The following is a 16,349-nucleotide window of genomic DNA, read 5'->3' as shown; positions in this document are numbered from 1 at the left end:
AGAAGCTGCATGGAAGAGACGATAAGCAATGGATAATACTGATTCAGAATGAACCGGTCCTGCGGTTCGTCCGGCTCCTGGAGCGAGGGCACGCGTTGGCGTTTTCCCCAAGGGGTCGGTTTCCAGGTCAATCCACTTCCACGATGACGCCGCCCCTGTCTTCTCCCAAGCCCGACGACAATCCGTCACTCCAGCCGGCGACGGTGCTGATCGTCGACGATCTGCCCGAGAACCTCGAGGTGCTCGGCGAATTGCTGCAGCCGCTGTACCGGGTGCGCGGCGCCCATAGCGGTGCGCGGGCGCTGGCCGTGGCGAGCAGCCATCCAGTGCCCGACCTGATCCTGCTCGATGTGATGATGCCGGGCATGGACGGTTATGCGGTGTTCGACGCATTGCGTGCCGATCCGCTGACCCGCGACATCCCGGTGATCTTCGTGACCGCCCTCGATGGCATCGAGGCCGAGGAGCGTGGCTTGGAGCTGGGGGCGGTGGACTACATCACCAAGCCGATCCGGCCCAGCATCGTGTTGGCGAGGGTGCACAACCAGCTGGAGTTGAAGCGCGCGCGGGATCGCCTGCGCGATCAGAACCTCGTTCTGGAGGCCGAGATCGCCCGCCGGATGAGCGAGAATCTGTTGATCCAGGACGTCAGCATCCGTGCGCTGGCGCGGCTGGCGGAGATCCGCGATCCGGAAACGGGTAACCATGTGCGGCGTACCCAGGCCTACGTTGCGGTACTCGCCCGCCGCCTGGCTGCCGATCCACGCCATGCTGAGACATTGACGCCGGAACATATCGGCCTGATCGTCAAGTCCGCGCCGCTGCACGACATCGGCAAGGTCGGCATTCCCGACCACATCCTGTTGAAGGAAGGCAAGCTGACGGGCGACGAATGGGTCATCATGAAATCCCATTCGCGCCTGGGCTGCGAAGCGATCCACAATGCCGAGGAGGATGCCGAGCGTCCGGTGCCCTTCCTGGCCTACGCCAAGGAGATAGCCCTCTATCATCACGAGCGTTGGGACGGCTCCGGTTATCCCGAAGGGCTGGCTGGTGAGGCGATCCCCTTGTCGGCGCGCTTGATGGCGCTGGCCGACGTGTTCGATGCGCTGGTGTCGCGTCGGGTCTATAAGGCCGCGGTGGCGCTGGAGACCGCCCGCGACATGATCTGTGCCGAAGATGCCCGTCATTTCGACCCCGCCGTGGTGGAGGCCTTCGTGGCCGAGTTCGAGCGTTTCGCCGACATCGCGACCCACTACCGGGACGAGGAGAGCCGATGAACGGCCGCATTGCCCGCGTGGTGCTGGTCTATGGGCTGCTGGCTACCGGCTGGGTGCTGTTCTCCGACAGCCTGGCGAGCCTGTTACTGCCTCAACCGGAGGACCTGCTGCTGGCCAGCACCCTGAAGGGCTGGATCTTCGTCGGCGCGACGTCCTGGGCCCTGTGGGCCGTGCTGCACCGTTTCAGCGGTGGTCCGGCGGCCGAGACGCCGCGCCCCAGACTTTGGGCCTGGTTGCGGCAGGAACGCGCGGCGTTGCGTCTGCTGGTGCCTTTCTCGATGTTCGCGTTGGTGGTGGTGGCGCTTGGTGTCGGAAGTGCGATGTTCACGACGCACGACCGGGAAACCCAGGAGCTCCGCCGCATGGAGGCGGTGGCCGATTTGAAGCTGGGGCAGATATCGTCCTGGCTCGACGAGCGTCGTGCCGATGCGCTGGCGTTGGCCGGCGATCCGAGCTTCGAGCTGCTGCATGCGCAATGGGCGCGTCCGGAGGCCCAGGAGAGTCTGCGCGAACATCTCGAAATGGTGCGTCGGGCCTATCGCTATGGCCGGGTTGCCGTCTTCGACGCTGATGGCCGTCCTGTCATCTCCTCCGGCCCGCCCTTCGAGGTGCCGGACGTGTTGCGCACCGCGGTGCGCAAGGCGCTGGCGGAGGGGCGGGCGGTGGACACCAATTTCTATCGGGATGGCAGTGGCGACAAGGCCCAGGTCCGACTGGATTTCGTGGCCCCGCTGAAGGGGGGGCCGGGGGCGCCGCGCTGGGCAGTGGTCCTCGAGGTGGATCCCCACGCCTTCCTGTTTGCCTACCTGCAGGGCTGGCCTGTGCCCAGCCGGACCGCGGAAACCCTGCTGTTGCGCCAGGACGGGGATAGGGTGGTCAACCTCAATCCCCTGCGCCATCAGGACATTCCGGCGCTTGGCCTGCATCTGCCACTCGGCAGCGAGTCCGTTCTCGCCGTTCAGGCGGTCAGGAATCCCGAGCACCGTCCGGCCATCATGGGGGCGCTGGATTACCGCGGCGTGCGGGTGGTCGGAGTCGGGCGGTCTGTGCCGGGCACCGACTGGACGATGGTCGTCAAGGTGGACGAGGACGAGATATACGAGGGCTCGCGCCGCCAGGTCTGGTGGATCGCGTTGGCGATGGGCTTCGCTCTGTTTGCTACTGCAGGGGCGGCGCTGCTGCTGTTCCAGTATCGGGAGCTCCAGCTCACCCGCCAGCGGGAAGAGGCCCAGGGGCGGCAACTGCGGGCGCTGCAGGTGCTCGACGCGATCGTCGGGCAGGCCGTGGACGGCATCGTGCTGCTCGATGTGGAGACCCTGCGTTTCGTGGAGTTCAATGACTCTGCCTGTCGGGGGCTGGGTTACACGCGGGAAGCGTTTGCGGCGATCCGCCTGTCCGACATCCAGGTCAGCCTGTCGCCGGAGGAGGTTGCCAGACGGGTGCAGGACATCCGGGCACGCAACGAGCCCGTGATGTTCGACAGCCGCCAGAAGCGTGCCGACGGCAGCGTGCGCGACGTGGAGTTGAGCTACACGGGGCTGGAGATCAACGGCCGCAGCTACCTGGCCGGCATCTGGCGGGATGTCACCGAAAAGCGCAAGGCCGCCGAACAGCTCCTCAAGCTGTCGCTGGCGGTGGAGCAGAGCCTGGCCAGCGTGATCATCGTCGACCTGGATGGCCGTATCGAGTATGTGAACAAGGCCTTCCTCGGTGGCGCTGGCTACGAGTTGCACGAGGTCATCGGCCAGCGGGCAGGCTTCCTCAAATCGGGGCTGACACCGCCAGAGACCTTTGCCGATCTGTGGCGGACCCTGCGCGCCGGCCGGCCGTGGGAAGGCGAGTTCATCAACCGGAGGCGCAACGGTGAGGTCTGCGTCGAGTTCGCACGCATCTCGCCGATCGTGCAGCCGGATGGGCGGACCACCCATTACCTGGGTATCCAGGAGGACATCACCGAGCGCAAGCGGGTCGAGGAAGAGCTGGCCCGTCATCGGAATCATCTCGAACAACTGGTGGCCGAGCGCACCCATCAGCTTGAGGAAACCAACCACACACTGTCCGAGCGTTCCGCCGAGCTGGAGGCGGCACGCCAGGCGTCCGATGCGGCCAACCGGGCCAAGAGCGCCTTCCTGGCCAACATGAGCCACGAGATCCGCACTCCGATGAACGCCATCATCGGCCTGACCCACCTGATGCGCCGGAATGCGGAAAACGACGAGGCGCGCATGCGACTGCAGAAGATCAGCGATGCGGCCGACCATCTGCTGTCCATCATCAACGACATCCTCGACATCTCGAAGATCGAAGCCGGCAAGCTGACTCTCGACGATGCCGAGTTCAGCCTTGAGGACGTGGTGCGCAACGCCTGCGCGCTGGTGGCCGACAAGGCCATCCAGAAGGGGTTGGAGCTGGTCGTGGATACCCACGCGGTGCCTGCGCTGCTGCGCGGGGACGCAACCCGCCTGGGGCAGATGCTGGTCAACTACCTGGGCAACGCGGTCAAGTTCACCGACGCCGGCCGGGTCATGCTGCGGGCTTGCTGCGAAACGGACTCCGACGATGCGGTGCTGTTGCGCTTCGAGGTCGTCGACAGCGGTATCGGCATCCAGCCCGAGGTGCTGGCCCGTCTCTTCAAACCGTTCGAACAGGCTGACGGCTCGACGACCCGGCGTTTTGGCGGTACCGGGCTGGGCCTGGCGATCGTTGGCCACCTGGCCCGCATGATGGGGGGCGCGACCGGTGCGGACAGCCAGCCGGGGCAGGGCAGCCGCTTCTGGTTCACTGCGCGTTTCGGGCGGGTTCGCCGCGAGGTGCCCGCACCCTTGCCTTTGGGTGGGGTGCGGGTGCTGATTGCCGACGACTTGGCCGAGGCAGGCGAAACCTTGGCCGATATGCTCGGCATGCAGGGGGCCAGTGTCGAATGCTGCAATTCGGGACGCGCGGCCCTCGAGCGCCTGCAGCAGGCCGAAAAGGCCGGGAGAGCCATGGACCTGCTGTTCGTCGATGGGATGATGCCTGAGATGGACGGCTTCGATACCGCACGTGCGGTGGCGGGACTCGAACTGGCGTCCCCGCCGCGCTGCATCGTGCTGACCCAGGAGGACGAGCCGTCGGCCGTAGGGGGGGAGGGCATCCGGGCGTTGCCGCCACATTGGCCAAGCCGGTCCTGCTGTCCAACCTGCAGCGGATGCTCGCCGGCCTGATCGAACGCGGCCATCCGCGGGCTCCGGCCGACGAGGCGCACCAGGACGAGGCCCGGCTGAGCCGCGAGTACGGCGGCGCCCGTGTCCTTGTCGTGGAGGACAGTCACATCAACCAGGAGGTGGCGGTGTCCCTGCTGCACAGCGTCGGCCTGAATGCCGAGCTGGCGGAGAACGGCGCGGTGGCGGTGGACAAGGCCGCGACCGCCGATTTCGACCTCATCCTGATGGACATGCAGATGCCGGTCATGGACGGTATTGAGGCGACGGAAGCGATCCGCGCCCACGGGCTGACGCTGCCGATCCTGGCGATGACCGCCAATGCCTTCGGTGAGGATCGGAAACGCTGCCTGCAGGCCGGCATGAACGATCACCTCTCGAAACCTGTCGATCCGGCGGTGCTCTACGCCAAGCTGTTGCAGTGGCTGCCGGCATCCAGCCGACATCCGGCGGAAGCCCGGTTGCCTTTCGCTCCGCCGCTGGAAGAGGCTGTTTCCGCGTCGCCGCCCACGCTGGAGGTGGCCTTGGAGGCGGTGCCCGGGCTGGATGTGGGCTACGGTCTGAAAAACCTGCGTGGGCGGATTCCCAACTACCTGCGCTTGTTGCACAAGTATGCGGCCGGACATGAGGCCGACGGCGCCAAGATCCGCGTCCAGTGGGAGGCGGGCAGCCAGACCGAGGCGGCACGCCTGGCCCACTCCCTGAAGGGGGTGGCTGGCATGATCGGCATGCGCCAGGTGCAGATCCTGGCGACTCGTCTGGATGCGGCGCTGCGCGGCGACGAAGGGGGGGACATCGATGCCTTGCTGACCGAGCTGGATGCGGCGCAGACGGCTGCGGTCACGGCGATCCGGGCCTTGCCCGACCCGGAAGCCGTGGCGGTGGAAACCTGTACGGAGGATCGTTCCACAGTGCAGGAGGCGCTGGCCCGCCTCGACGCGCTGCTGGCCGAAGACAACGTGGCGGCGGTGCGCGTCGCGCGGGAATCGGCGGAATGCCTGCGGCCGGTGCTCGGCAGCCTGTGGCCGCGCTTCGAGCGGGAGGTGGCATCCTACGATTTCCCGGCGGCACTGGTCACGCTGCGCGCGCGTAAATCCTGATTGACCGGCAGCGGGCGTCTGGGGGATGCTCGGCGGCCGATGAAAAGCGGCCCGCGGCCGTGCTCCCGTCATGACGTCATCTTCCCTCTCCGCCTCTTCGCCTGCCGGCGCCTTCTGGCCGCTGGTGCTCACCGCCTCGGCGGTGCTGATGATCACGATGGGCGTGCGCCTGTCCCTCGGCCTCTACGTGTCGCCGATCAATACCTCCACCGGCATGGGCATCGCCGCGATCAGCTTCGCGATGGCGATCGGGCAGTTTATGTGGGGCGCCTCGCAGCCGGTTTTCGGCGCCTTGGCCGACCGCTACGGTCCAGGCAGCTCGTTGTTCACCGGGGCTGTCATGCTGATCCTCGGGCTGGTGCTGACGCCCTTCGTCAGCACCGAGTTCGGCCTGGCCGTCACCCTCGGGCTGCTGGTGTCGGCGGGCGCTGGGGCGGGCAGCTTCTCGATCCTGATCGGTGCGCTGGCGCAGCGCCTGCCGCCGCCGCGGCGCGCCTTCGCGTCGGGCTTCATCAACGCCGGCGGCTCCTTCGGCCAGTTCGTCTTCGCGCCGCTGTCCCAGTTCCTGATCACCGGTTTCGGTTGGGTCACGGCCCTCTACGGGCTGGCGGCGATCTGCCTGCTGACGATTCCGCTGTCCTGGCCGCTGCGCCACAAGGTCGAACATCCGCCGTCGTCGGCGCCCGACCTGGGCCTGCGCCAGCAACTCAAGGTGGCGCTCGGTGACCGCAGCTACTGGTGCCTGCATGCGGGCTTCCTGACCTGCGGTTTCCATATCGCCTTCCTGGTCACCCATCTGCCCGGCGCGGTGGACCTGTGCGGCCTGCCGGCCAATGTGTCGGCGCTGTCGCTGGCCCTGATCGGCCTCGCCAACATCGCCGGCAGCCTGGGGGCCGGCGCTCTTGGTCAGCACTACCGCATGAAGTGGATCCTGACCGTCATGTACGCATCGCGCGCGGTGCTGGTCGGGCTGTACCTGCTGGCGCCGAAGACGCCGATGACCTTCTACGCCTTCTCCATTGGCCTCGGCCTGACCTGGCTGGCCACGGTGCCGCCCACCGCCGGGCTGGTCGGCAAGCTGTTCGGGCTGCGCTACCTGGCCACGCTGTTCGGCCTGACCCTGCTGTCCCACCAGATCGGTGCCTTCTTCGGGGCCTGGCTGGGTGGGCTGGCGCTGGTGCATTTCGGCAATTACGACTGGATGTGGTATGCCGACATCGTGCTGGCGCTGCTGGCCGCGCTGGTCAATCTGCCGATCCGTGAACCGGTGCCGGCGCATCGCTGATGCCGTCGGCACGGAACTGACGGCCGTCGGCGCCGGTCATCCTTGAAAGGAAGATCCGGACCGGCTGGCCCGCTGGCGTGGGCAGGCAAGGCCCGGAGGCAGGGATTCGTTCGAGGAAGGAGAGGGTAATGGGATCACCGGACAACACTGTGACGGACAGCGGCCGCGGGCTGGGTGCCTCCATGGCGGGGCTGTGGCGTCGCCTGGTGCGGGGCAGGGAAGAGGCGCAGGCACCAGTCCCGCGGGCTGAGGCCGTGCCGGCCCGCAGCTGGCGGCGTGTCGAGGACCTCCTGACGGCCGCGGCCGGCGACTACGACGGCGAAGCCCGTGCCCGGGAGCGCATGGCGCACCTGCTGGCCTTTTACCTGGCCGCCGGCGACGAGGACCGGCGCGCTTTCCTGGGGCGTCTGGAGGCCGATTACGGCCCGGTGGAAGTGGACGTCCGGCGTGCCATCGAGGCCTACATGACGGCCGCCGGCCCGGCCGAACGGGCCCGTGCCGAAGGGCGCCTGAGTGCCAGCCTGGAGTCGCCGCGGCTGCGTATCCTGCGCCAGTTCAACCTGCTGCCCCACGGCGTGCATGCGCTGGTGGACCTGCGCGCCGACCTGTTGCGCCTTGGTGTGGATGCCTGTCCGGGGCTCGACCAGGATCTCCTGCATCTGTTCGTCAATTGGTTCGATGCAGGTTTCCTGGAATTGCAGCGGGTCGGCTGGGAGTCGCCGGCCTCGCTGCTCGAGAAGCTGATCCGCTACGAGGCGGTGCATGAGATCAAGTCGTGGAGCGACCTGCGCAACCGGCTGGATTCCGACCGCCGCTGCTACGCTTTCTTCCACGGCCGCATGCCGGGCGAGCCGCTGATCTTCGTCGAGGTGGCGCTGGTGCGCGACATCGCCGACAAGGTGCAGACCCTGCTCGACGAGAGCCAGCCGACCCTCGACCCGGAAGCAGCGACCACCGCGATCTTCTATTCCATCTCCAATGCCCAGAGCGGCCTGCGTGGCGTGAGCATGGGCGAGTTCCTGATCAAGCGGGTCGTGCAGCAGCTGTTGCAGGAGTTTCCACGCCTGCGCAGCTTCGCGACCTTGTCGCCGGTGCCGGGCTTCAACCGCTGGCTGGACAAGCGCCTGGCCGAGCCGGCCTATGTGGCGCGCATCCCGGCTGATGTCCGCAAGCTGCTGGATGCTACCGGCAAGAGCGGTGTTGCCGCGGTGCTCGACTGTGTCGGTGCCGAGATCGCCGGCAGCCAGTCGCCGTCGGCGTCGCTGCAGGCCTGGCTCAAGGGCGAGTGTGCGTATTACCTGGCTCGGGAAAAGAGCGGCAAGCACCCGCTCGACCCGGTCGGGCGTTTCCACTTCTCCAACGGCGCCAGCCTCGGCCGCATCAACTGGCTGGGCGACGTGTCGGCGCGGGGCCTGCGTCAGTCCTGCGGCTTGATGGTGAATTATCTCTACAAGTTGAAGGACATCGAGGGCAACCACCAAGCCTATGCCCGCGAAGGCACGCTGGCGCTGGCTTTCGATGTGGAGCGTCAGCTGGAGGCGGCCGTCGAGGCGCGCAAGGAGCCGCGTGCCGGGAGGGCGCCACGGGCCCGGAAGGCGCGCGCCGAGTCTTGAGCCCTTCCTGATTCCATCGGCCGGGGTTCAGCTCCGGTCGCGGAAGGGCAGGCGCTCCGACAGTTCGTCCAGGTAGGCGTCCATGCCGCCCCGTTCCTGGGCCAGGAAGCGCGCCACCGCGTCGCGGAAGCGCGGGTCGGCGATCCAGTGGGCGGATGTGGTGCGCACCGGCTCCAGCCCGCGGGACAGCTTGTGCTCGCCCTGGGCACCGCCTTCGAAGCGGGCCAGGCCTTCACGGATCGCATAGTCGATGGCCTGGTAGTAGCAGGCCTCGAAATGCAGGCAGGGCACGAACTCGACGGCGCCCCAGTAGCGGCCGTAGAGCGCGTCCGTGTCGTGCAGGAAGAAGCTCGCCGCGATGGGCGTGCCGGCCCGTTCGGCGATCATCAGCACACAGGCGTTGGCATTGCGCAGCCCGAGGGCGGTGAAGAAGGCCAGGTTCAGGTAGGGCGTGGAGGCGTGTTCGGCGTAGGTGCGGCGGTAGCAGGCGTGGAAGAAGGCCCACTCCTCGGCACCGATCTCCTGGCCGCGCAGGATGCGGAAGTCGATGCCGGCATCCATCACCTTGCGCCGCTCCTGGCGGATCTTCTTGCGCTTGGGCTGGGCCAGCTGGGCCAGGAAATCGTCGAAGTCCCGGTAGCCGGCATTGCGCCAGTGGAACTGCACGCCATGGCGGATTTCCAGCCCGGCTTCCGCCAGCCACGCGCTTTCCTCGTCGGTGGGGAACAGCACATGCAGGGACGACGCGCCGGATGCGCGGACCTCGTCGAGCAGCAAGGCCAGCAGCAGGCGGCGGGCGGCTTCGTCGTGGCCGAGGATGCGCCGGCCCGGCACCGGCGTGAAGGGCACTGCGGCCAGCCACTTGGGGTAGTAGTCGAGGCCGTGGCGCTGGTAGGCGTCGGCCCAGGCCCAGTCGAACACGTATTCGCCGTAGGAATGGCTCTTCAGGTACAGCGGCATCGCGGCGAGCAGTCGGTCGCCTTCCCACAGGGCCGCGTGGCGTGGCCCCCAGCCTGCCCGGGGCGCCACGCAGGCGCTGTCTTCCAGTGCGGACAGGAAGGCGTGGGACAGACTGGGTTGATCGCCGGCCAGGGCGTCCCATTGGTCGGCGGGGATTTCGGTGAGGGCTGGATGCAGGCGGAAAGTCGGCATGAGAGGCTCCGGAGCGCGTGGCGGCAGCATACAAGCACGGAGCGGGCCTGTGGCCGCCCGTGCGGCGGGCGGCGGCTTCGTGGCAGGCGGCTTCGGGGTTATAGTGTCGCCCATGAAAACCCCTCTTACCGTCGCTGTCGCCCAGCTCAATAGTGTCGTGGGCGACCTCTCCGGCAATGCGCGCCGGATCCTGGATGCGGTGACCCGGGCCAAGGCTGCGGGCGCCGACGTGGTGCTGACCCCCGAGCTGGCCCTGTGCGGCTATCCGGCCGAAGACCTGCTGCTGCGGCCGGCCTTCCTCGAGGCTTGCGCCGACACGCTGGCCGAACTGGCCGTTGAGGTGCGCGGCATCACCGCGCTGGTCGGCTACCCGGCATTTGCCAACGGCAAGCGCTATAACGCGGCAGCGGTGATCCAGGACGGCCGTGTCGTCGCCACGTATTTCAAGCACCGCCTGCCCAACTACGAGGTGTTCGACGAGGAGCGCTACTTCGAGGCCGGCACCGAAGCCTGCGTTTTCGAGCTGAAGGGTGTGAAGGTGGGCGTGAACATCTGCGCCGACGTGTGGGAGTCCGGTGCGGCCGACGTGGCCCGCGGGGCGGGGGCGGAGGTGCTGCTGGTCCTCAACGCGTCGCCCTTCCACATGAACAAGCAGGCGCTGCGCTACGAGGTGCTGCGCGAGCGCATCGCCGACACCGGCCTGCCGGTGGTGTATTGCAACCTGGTCGGCGGACAGGACGAACTGGTCTTCGACGGCGGCTCCTTCGCCCTCGACCGGGACGGCACACTGGCCTGGCAGGGCAAGGTCTTCGCCGAGGAACTCCACCTGCTGCCGTTCGCCGACGGCGCCTGGCAGGGCGGCAGCGTGCCAGCGGTGCGTCCCGTCGAGGCCGACGTCTATGAGGCGCTGGTCCTCGGCGTGCGCGACTACCTGGGCAAGAACGGTTTCCCCGGCGCCATCATCGGCCTGTCCGGCGGTGTCGATTCGGCGCTGACGCTGGCGATCGCCGTCGATGCGCTGGGCGCCGAGCGCGTCCGCGCGGTGATGATGCCATCGCCCTACACGGCGCAGATGAGCCTCGACGATTCCCGCGAGATGATCCGCCGTATCGGCGTGCGCTACGACGAGATCGCCATCGAGCCGGCGATGCAGACCTTCGCAACGCTGCTGGCGCCGCAGTTTGCCGGCCTGGCGGCGGATACCACCGAGGAGAACCTGCAGGCGCGGATCCGCGGCATGATCCTGATGGCCCTGTCCAACAAGACCGGCTCCATCGTGCTGACCACCGGCAACAAGAGCGAGATGGCCACCGGCTACGCCACGCTGTACGGCGACATGGCCGGCGGTTTTGCGGTCATCAAGGACATCTACAAGACCTTCGTCTATCGCCTGTGCGCCTGGCGCAACGCCCAGCCTGGTGGCCCGGTGATCCCCGACAACATCCTGACCCGGCCGCCTTCGGCAGAGCTGAAACCCGACCAGTGCGACCAGGACTCCCTGCCGCCCTACGAAGTGCTGGACGCGATCATCGCCGCCTACATGGAAGAGGACCTGTCACCCCATGAGATCGTCGCCCGTGGCTATGCCGAGGCCGAGGTGTATCGTGCGGTGGCCATGCTACGGCGCAATGAATACAAGCGCCGCCAGGCACCGATCGGCATCCGCGTGACCCAGCGCGGCTTCGGCAAGGACTGGCGTTACCCCATCACGTCCCGATACCGGGATGCCTGACAGAGACCGGCCCGCGTAGGGCCGGATATTCCGGCTAGAATGCCGGACCGTTCCAAGGAGACCGTATATGAAGAAGATCGAAGCCGTCATCAAGCCCTTCAAGCTCGACGAAGTGCGCGAGGCCCTGTCCGAAGTGGGTATCACCGGGCTGACCGTTACCGAGGTGAAGGGTTTCGGTCGCCAGAAGGGCCACACCGAACTGTACCGCGGCGCCGAGTACGTGGTGGACTTCCTGCCGAAGATCAAGATCGAGGTGGTCGTCGCCACCGACGTGCTCGACCAGGCCGTGGATGCCATCATCAAGGCTGCCCGCACCGGCAAGATCGGCGACGGCAAGATTTTCGTGATGCCCGTCGAGCAGGTCGTGCGCATCCGTACCGGCGAGACCAACGAAGCGGCGATCTGATCCCCGCCAGACGGTCGGGAACTTTGGTCCCGACCGTGCGCTGTGCGTAAAATGCCGGGTTTTCAGCTTTCCCGGATTGACGTCATGGCTTCTACCGTCCGTACCCGTTTCGCCCCCAGCCCCACCGGCTTCCTGCATATCGGAGGGGCGCGCACGGCGCTGTTCTCGTGGGCCTTTGCCCGCCGCCATGGCGGCACCTTCGTGCTGCGCATCGAGGATACCGACGTGGCCCGTTCCACCCCTGAGGCGGTGCAGGCGATCCTCGACGGCATGAACTGGCTCGGCCTCGAATGGGACGAAGGCCCGTTCTACCAGATGCAGCGCATGGAGCGCTACAAGGCGGTCGTCCAGGAGATGCTGGCTGCCGGCACGGCCTATCCGTGCTACATGTCGTCCGAAGAGCTCGACGCACTGCGCGAGGCCCAGCGGGCCCGCGGCGAGAAGCCGCGCTACGACGGCCGCTGGCGTCCCGAAGCGGGCAAGGTGCTGCCCCAGCCGCCGGCCGGCGTAGAGCCGGTGATCCGTTTCAAGAACCCCACTGAAGGCGTCGTGGCCTGGGACGACCTGGTCAAGGGCCGCATCGAGATCGCCAACGCCGAGATGGACGACCTCATCATCGCCCGTCCCGACGGCACGCCGACCTACAATTTCTGCGTGGTGGTGGACGACTGGGACATGGGCATCACCCAGGTCATCCGCGGTGACGACCACGTGAACAACACGCCGCGCCAGATCAACATCCTCAAGGCGCTGGGCGCCGAGGTGCCGCAATACGCCCACCTGTCGATGATCCTCGGCGACGACGGCCAGAAGCTGTCCAAGCGCCACGGCGCGGTCAGCGTCACCCAGTACGACGACGACGGCTACCTGCCGGATGCGGTCATCAACTACCTGGCCCGCCTGGGCTGGAGCCACGGCGACGACGAGATCTTCTCCCGCGCGCAGCTGGTGGAATGGTTCGACCTCGACCACATCACCCCGTCCGCCGCCCAGTTCAACACCGAGAAGCTGAACTGGCTGAACGCCCACTACATCAAGCAGGCCGACAACGCTGTGCTGGCCGCCGACGTGTCCCGCCGCCTGGCCCGCCGCGAAGTGAATCCGGAAGCCGGTCCGGCGCTGGAGGCGATCATTGCGCTGTACAAGGATCGCGTGAGCACGCTCAACGAGCTGGCCGACGCCGCGGAACCGTTCTACATCGATCTGCACGTGGCGCCGGAACTGCTGGCCCAGCACCTCACCGATGCCGCGCGTACGGCGCTGGCAACGCTGCGCGGCAAGCTGGCTGGGGCAACCTGGGAAAAGGCCGCGCTGAGCGCCGCGATCAAGGAGACCTGCACCGAGCACGGCATGAAGATGCCCCACGTGGCGATCCCGCTGCGCGTGGTGCTGCTCGGCCAGCCGCAGACCCCGTCCATCGACGCGGTGCTGGAAACCATGGGCCGCGAGCTGGTGCTGGCGCGCCTCGACCGGGTGCTGTGATCCCGTCGGGCCGCTTTCGCACCCCATAAATACAACGGCCCCGGCGAATACTTCGCCGGGGCCGTTGCACTTTGGTTTGTCAGATCGACGACAGGGCTACTTCTCTCCTGCCGTTTCCGTCTCAGAAGTCGCTGCTGCGGCCCGATGCGGCCTGGCCGGCACCGACGATCTCGCCGTTGCGGACGCGCACCGCGTCGCCGACGCGCCAACTCGGGGCGCTCTGTTCGGTGATCACGCGGCGGGTGCCGTCGTCCATGCGTACGGTGACCTGGTAGTGGCTGACGGTACGGGCGCGACGCTCGACTTCGTTGCCGGCGAAACCGCCGAGCACGGCACCGCCGATACGCGCGAGCTTCTTGCCGGAGCCTTCGCCGACCTGGTTGCCGAGCACGCCGCCGAGGATCGCGCCGCCGACGGCGCCAATACCTGAGCCTTCACCCTTCTGCTGGATCGCCTCGACGTTCTCGATCACGCCGCATTCACGGCAGATGGCCGGCGGCGGGGTTTCGATGACCTTGCGGGCCGGGCCGCTGCTGGCGCCCGTCGGCGGGGGCGCCGGCACTGCGTCGGCCGGCGGCGGATTGCCGGCCGTGGCCGGTGTCGTCGAAGCGACCTGGTGTTTGGTGTGTTCCCTGGCAGGCTTGGAGGCGACACGCGGGGCTTCGTGGCGCTCGGCCTGCTTGGCCGCCGGAGCGGGTTCGACGGTCTGTGGCTGCGCACTGGCGACTGGGGCCGGCTCTGCGGTCGGGTTCGGGGCTGCAGTCGGCGCGGTGATTGGCACCGGTGGGGTGGCGGGTGCGCTGGCGGTGGTTTCCGCGGGGGCAACCGGCGCGTGGGAGGTGTCGGGCAGCAGGCCGGTCAGTTTGGCGACGCCGGCGAGGCTCAGCACGGTGACGGAGGCGGCTGCCACCCACATCATCGGGTGCAGAGGCGTGCGTGAAGGACTGGTGCTCATGGTGTTCTCCTCAATGAATGAGGAGATTAACGCCGCAGCCTGGCTGGGGGTGACATCTGCAACCGCCGCTTACAAAAGTCATGGGCTCCCTTACTCTTCGCCGCTCGTGCTGGGGCGGGGGGGCTTGAGCAGGTAGCGGGCCGGGTCGAGGGCGTCCACCAGTTCGCGTTCCAGCGGTAGCGGATCCCCGTCGAGCTGACTGGCCAGCAGTTCGCCGATGAGGCTGGCCCACACCAGGCCACGGGCACCGAAGCCGGACACGGCGAACAGACCCGGCTGGCGCGGAATGTCGGTGAGGGGCGTGGTGCGCTCGGCGCGTTCGACGGCCGGAATGGCGCCGACCATCGGCAGGCGGTCCGGCGAGGCCGGGCGGAAGCCGACGCGGCCATCGAGCTGGGTCGGGTCGTAGGGTGCCGCGTAACCGGGCAGGATGAAGTCCAGCTTGGTGAGGTTTTCCCGGTGCTCGGCCTCGCGCAGCTCGGTACCGTCGTCGTCGGCCAGGAAGGTGGCGCCGGCGCAGCGCAGGCCGTCCACTTCCGGGCTCACGTAGCCGAGGCGGCACACCACCACCTTCGGTGGGCTGCCGGCCGTGGCGGGCAGGTGGGAGACCTGGCCGCGGGCCGGGCGCACCGGCAGCGTGGCGGCCTGGGGGAGGGCGCGGATGCCGACGCCGTTGGCGAGGATCGCCACCGGCGCGCGGGCGATCTCGGCGCCGGCCTGATCGAACGCAATCCACATGCCGTCCCGGCGCTCCAGGCGGGCCACTAGCTGCCCGAAGCGGGTTTCGACGGTGGCTCCGGCGGTTGCGAGGTTGGCGGCGCACAGGGTCGGCGGCTGGATCCAGCCGCCGCTGGGGAACCACCAGCCGCCCAGTTCCACCGGCCAGCCGACGATTCGAGCGGCCTCGTCCTTGTCCACGAAGCGCAGGTAGTCGGTGGGCGGGGTCTGGGTATCCACGACGGCCTTCTGCTTGCCCTCCTGCTTGGCGTCGCGGGCCAGGTGCAGCACGCCGCAGGGCGACCAGCGCGCAGCGTGGCCGGCTTCGGCCAAGGCCTCCAGATGGTGGCGTCCGTACAGGAAGCCGGCGCGGGTGATGCGGGCCAGGCGGTTGTCGTCCAGGCTCGGCAGCGGGCGGAACACGCCGGCTTTGTTGCCGGAGGCGCCGTGGCCGGGGCCGGCGGCTTCGTCGATGACGGTGATGCGCCAGCCGCGGGCGGCCAGCCGCTCCGTAATGGAGGTGCCGGCCACGCCGGCGCCGATCACCAGCGCCCGGCGTGGCTGGACCGGCTCCGCTACGGATGGGGCGTCGGCGAAGTGCCCGCTGAGCATCTCCCGCTTGCCGCCGAAGCCGGCGCGCCGCTCCAGCGTGAAGCCGGCCTCCTGCAGCCCGCGGCGCACATGGCCGGTTACAGACCAAGTGGCCAGCGTGGCGCCGGGGGCTGCCAGGCGGGCGAGCTGCGCATAGACCGCCGGCGACCACAGGTCCGGGTTGTTGACTGGCGAGAAGCCATCCAGGTAGAAGGCGTCGGCCTTGGCCTCGAGTTGCGGCAACGTGTCCAGGGCGTCGCCGAAGATCAGTGTCAGCGTGACGCGCCCGGCGTCCAGATGGATGCGGTGGAAGCCGGGCACCAGCGGCGGCCAGTGGCGGCGCAGCTCGTCGGCGAGCGGTGCCAGCTCGGACCAGGCAGCGTGCAGTTCGGCCAGGTCGTCGGCCTGGAAGGGGTGCTTCTCGGTGGAGACGAAATGCAGGCGCGCGCAGCGGGCCGGGTCGTCCCGCCAGGCGGCCCACGTGGCCAGGAAGCTGAGCCCGAGGCCGAAGCCGGTCTCGACGATGGTGAAGCGTTCCAGTCCCTGCCAGCGTGCCGGCAGGTCGTTGCCGGCCAGGAAGACGTGCCGGGCCTGGCCGAGGCCACCGGCGGTGGTGTGATAGACGTCGTCGAAGGCAGGCGAGTAGGGCGTGCCATCGGCGGCGCGGACGAGGGTGGCGGGGATCAGCGGCGAGTACATGAAGCGTTGGCTTGCGGCAGCAAGGCGGAAGGCGAACTGGGGCGGAACTTTGGCACCGTTCCCGCCTGCTGTCGAATCTTTCGCCGACAGGTGCGTCTCAAGAGGGAAGCCGCCCGAGCGCCGTTGCGCGCCTTGTT

At 68.1% G+C, this 16,349-nt stretch carries 11 protein-coding genes; 8 read left to right on the top strand and 3 right to left on the bottom strand.

Translation table 11 applies throughout. The features are described 5' to 3' along the window. Positions 1 to 143 precede the first annotated feature (143 nt). The 5 genes from AC1PQG_RS18325 to AC1PQG_RS18305 all read left to right on the top strand — a co-directional run bounded on the left by AC1PQG_RS18325 (position 144) and on the right by AC1PQG_RS18305 (position 8,478). Positions 144 to 1,280, top strand: a complete 1,137-nt coding sequence (locus AC1PQG_RS18325; protein WP_481119240.1) for a response regulator — start codon at positions 144 to 146, stop codon at positions 1,278 to 1,280. Further along, positions 1,277 to 4,483: a PAS domain S-box protein gene (locus tag AC1PQG_RS18320; RefSeq protein WP_481119239.1), complete on the top strand. Its 3,207-nt coding sequence runs from the start codon at positions 1,277 to 1,279 to the stop codon at positions 4,481 to 4,483. The genes AC1PQG_RS18325 and AC1PQG_RS18320 overlap by 4 nt, the downstream gene beginning before the upstream one ends. Beyond that, positions 4,432 to 5,580, top strand: a complete 1,149-nt coding sequence (locus AC1PQG_RS18315) for a response regulator (RefSeq protein ID WP_481119238.1) — start codon at positions 4,432 to 4,434, stop codon at positions 5,578 to 5,580. Before AC1PQG_RS18320 ends, AC1PQG_RS18315 begins: the two co-directional genes overlap by 52 nt. Before the next feature lie 70 nt (positions 5,581 to 5,650). Next, a complete protein-coding gene (locus AC1PQG_RS18310; protein WP_481119237.1) occupies positions 5,651 to 6,865 on the top strand; it encodes an MFS transporter in 1,215 nt (404 codons plus the stop codon). A gap of 128 nt (positions 6,866 to 6,993) precedes the next feature. Further along, positions 6,994 to 8,478: a malonyl-CoA decarboxylase gene (locus AC1PQG_RS18305; protein ID WP_481119236.1), complete on the top strand. Its 1,485-nt coding sequence runs from the start codon at positions 6,994 to 6,996 to the stop codon at positions 8,476 to 8,478. Between the two features lie 27 nt (positions 8,479 to 8,505). Here AC1PQG_RS18305 and AC1PQG_RS18300 read toward each other — a convergent pair whose 3' ends face one another. Next, a complete protein-coding gene (locus AC1PQG_RS18300) occupies positions 8,506 to 9,630 on the bottom strand; it encodes a GNAT family N-acetyltransferase (protein WP_481119235.1) in 1,125 nt (374 codons plus the stop codon). 112 nt (positions 9,631 to 9,742) lie between these two features. Between AC1PQG_RS18300 and AC1PQG_RS18295 the strand changes: the two genes are divergently transcribed. The 3 genes from AC1PQG_RS18295 (at position 9,743) to gltX (ending at position 13,250) form a co-directional block, all read left to right on the top strand. Continuing rightward, entirely contained in the window at positions 9,743 to 11,362 is a 1,620-nt protein-coding gene (locus AC1PQG_RS18295) for an NAD+ synthase (RefSeq protein ID WP_481119234.1), read from the top strand. A gap of 67 nt (positions 11,363 to 11,429) precedes the next feature. Continuing rightward, positions 11,430 to 11,768: a P-II family nitrogen regulator gene (locus tag AC1PQG_RS18290; protein ID WP_079432897.1), complete on the top strand. Its 339-nt coding sequence runs from the start codon at positions 11,430 to 11,432 to the stop codon at positions 11,766 to 11,768. Between the two features lie 84 nt (positions 11,769 to 11,852). Beyond that, on the top strand, positions 11,853 to 13,250 hold the full coding sequence (gene gltX, locus AC1PQG_RS18285) for a glutamate--tRNA ligase (protein ID WP_481119233.1): 1,398 nt from the start codon (positions 11,853 to 11,855) through the stop codon (positions 13,248 to 13,250). 121 nt (positions 13,251 to 13,371) lie between these two features. Here gltX and AC1PQG_RS18280 read toward each other — a convergent pair whose 3' ends face one another. Together AC1PQG_RS18280 and mnmC are read right to left on the bottom strand one after the other, a co-directional pair. Further along, entirely contained in the window at positions 13,372 to 14,205 is an 834-nt protein-coding gene (locus AC1PQG_RS18280; protein WP_481119232.1) for an outer membrane lipoprotein, read from the bottom strand. A gap of 90 nt (positions 14,206 to 14,295) precedes the next feature. Then, positions 14,296 to 16,212: a bifunctional tRNA (5-methylaminomethyl-2-thiouridine)(34)-methyltransferase MnmC2/FAD-dependent 5-carboxymethylaminomethyl-2-thiouridine(34) oxidoreductase MnmC1 gene (mnmC, locus tag AC1PQG_RS18275; RefSeq protein ID WP_481119231.1), complete on the bottom strand. Its 1,917-nt coding sequence runs from the start codon at positions 16,210 to 16,212 to the stop codon at positions 14,296 to 14,298. Positions 16,213 to 16,349: the final 137 nt, after the last annotated feature.

It is taken from the genome of Zoogloea sp. GDB6, from assembly GCF_056724105.1.
The sequence above is the reverse complement of the archived record's forward strand: the minus strand, read 5'-3'. Positions and strand labels throughout refer to the sequence as shown.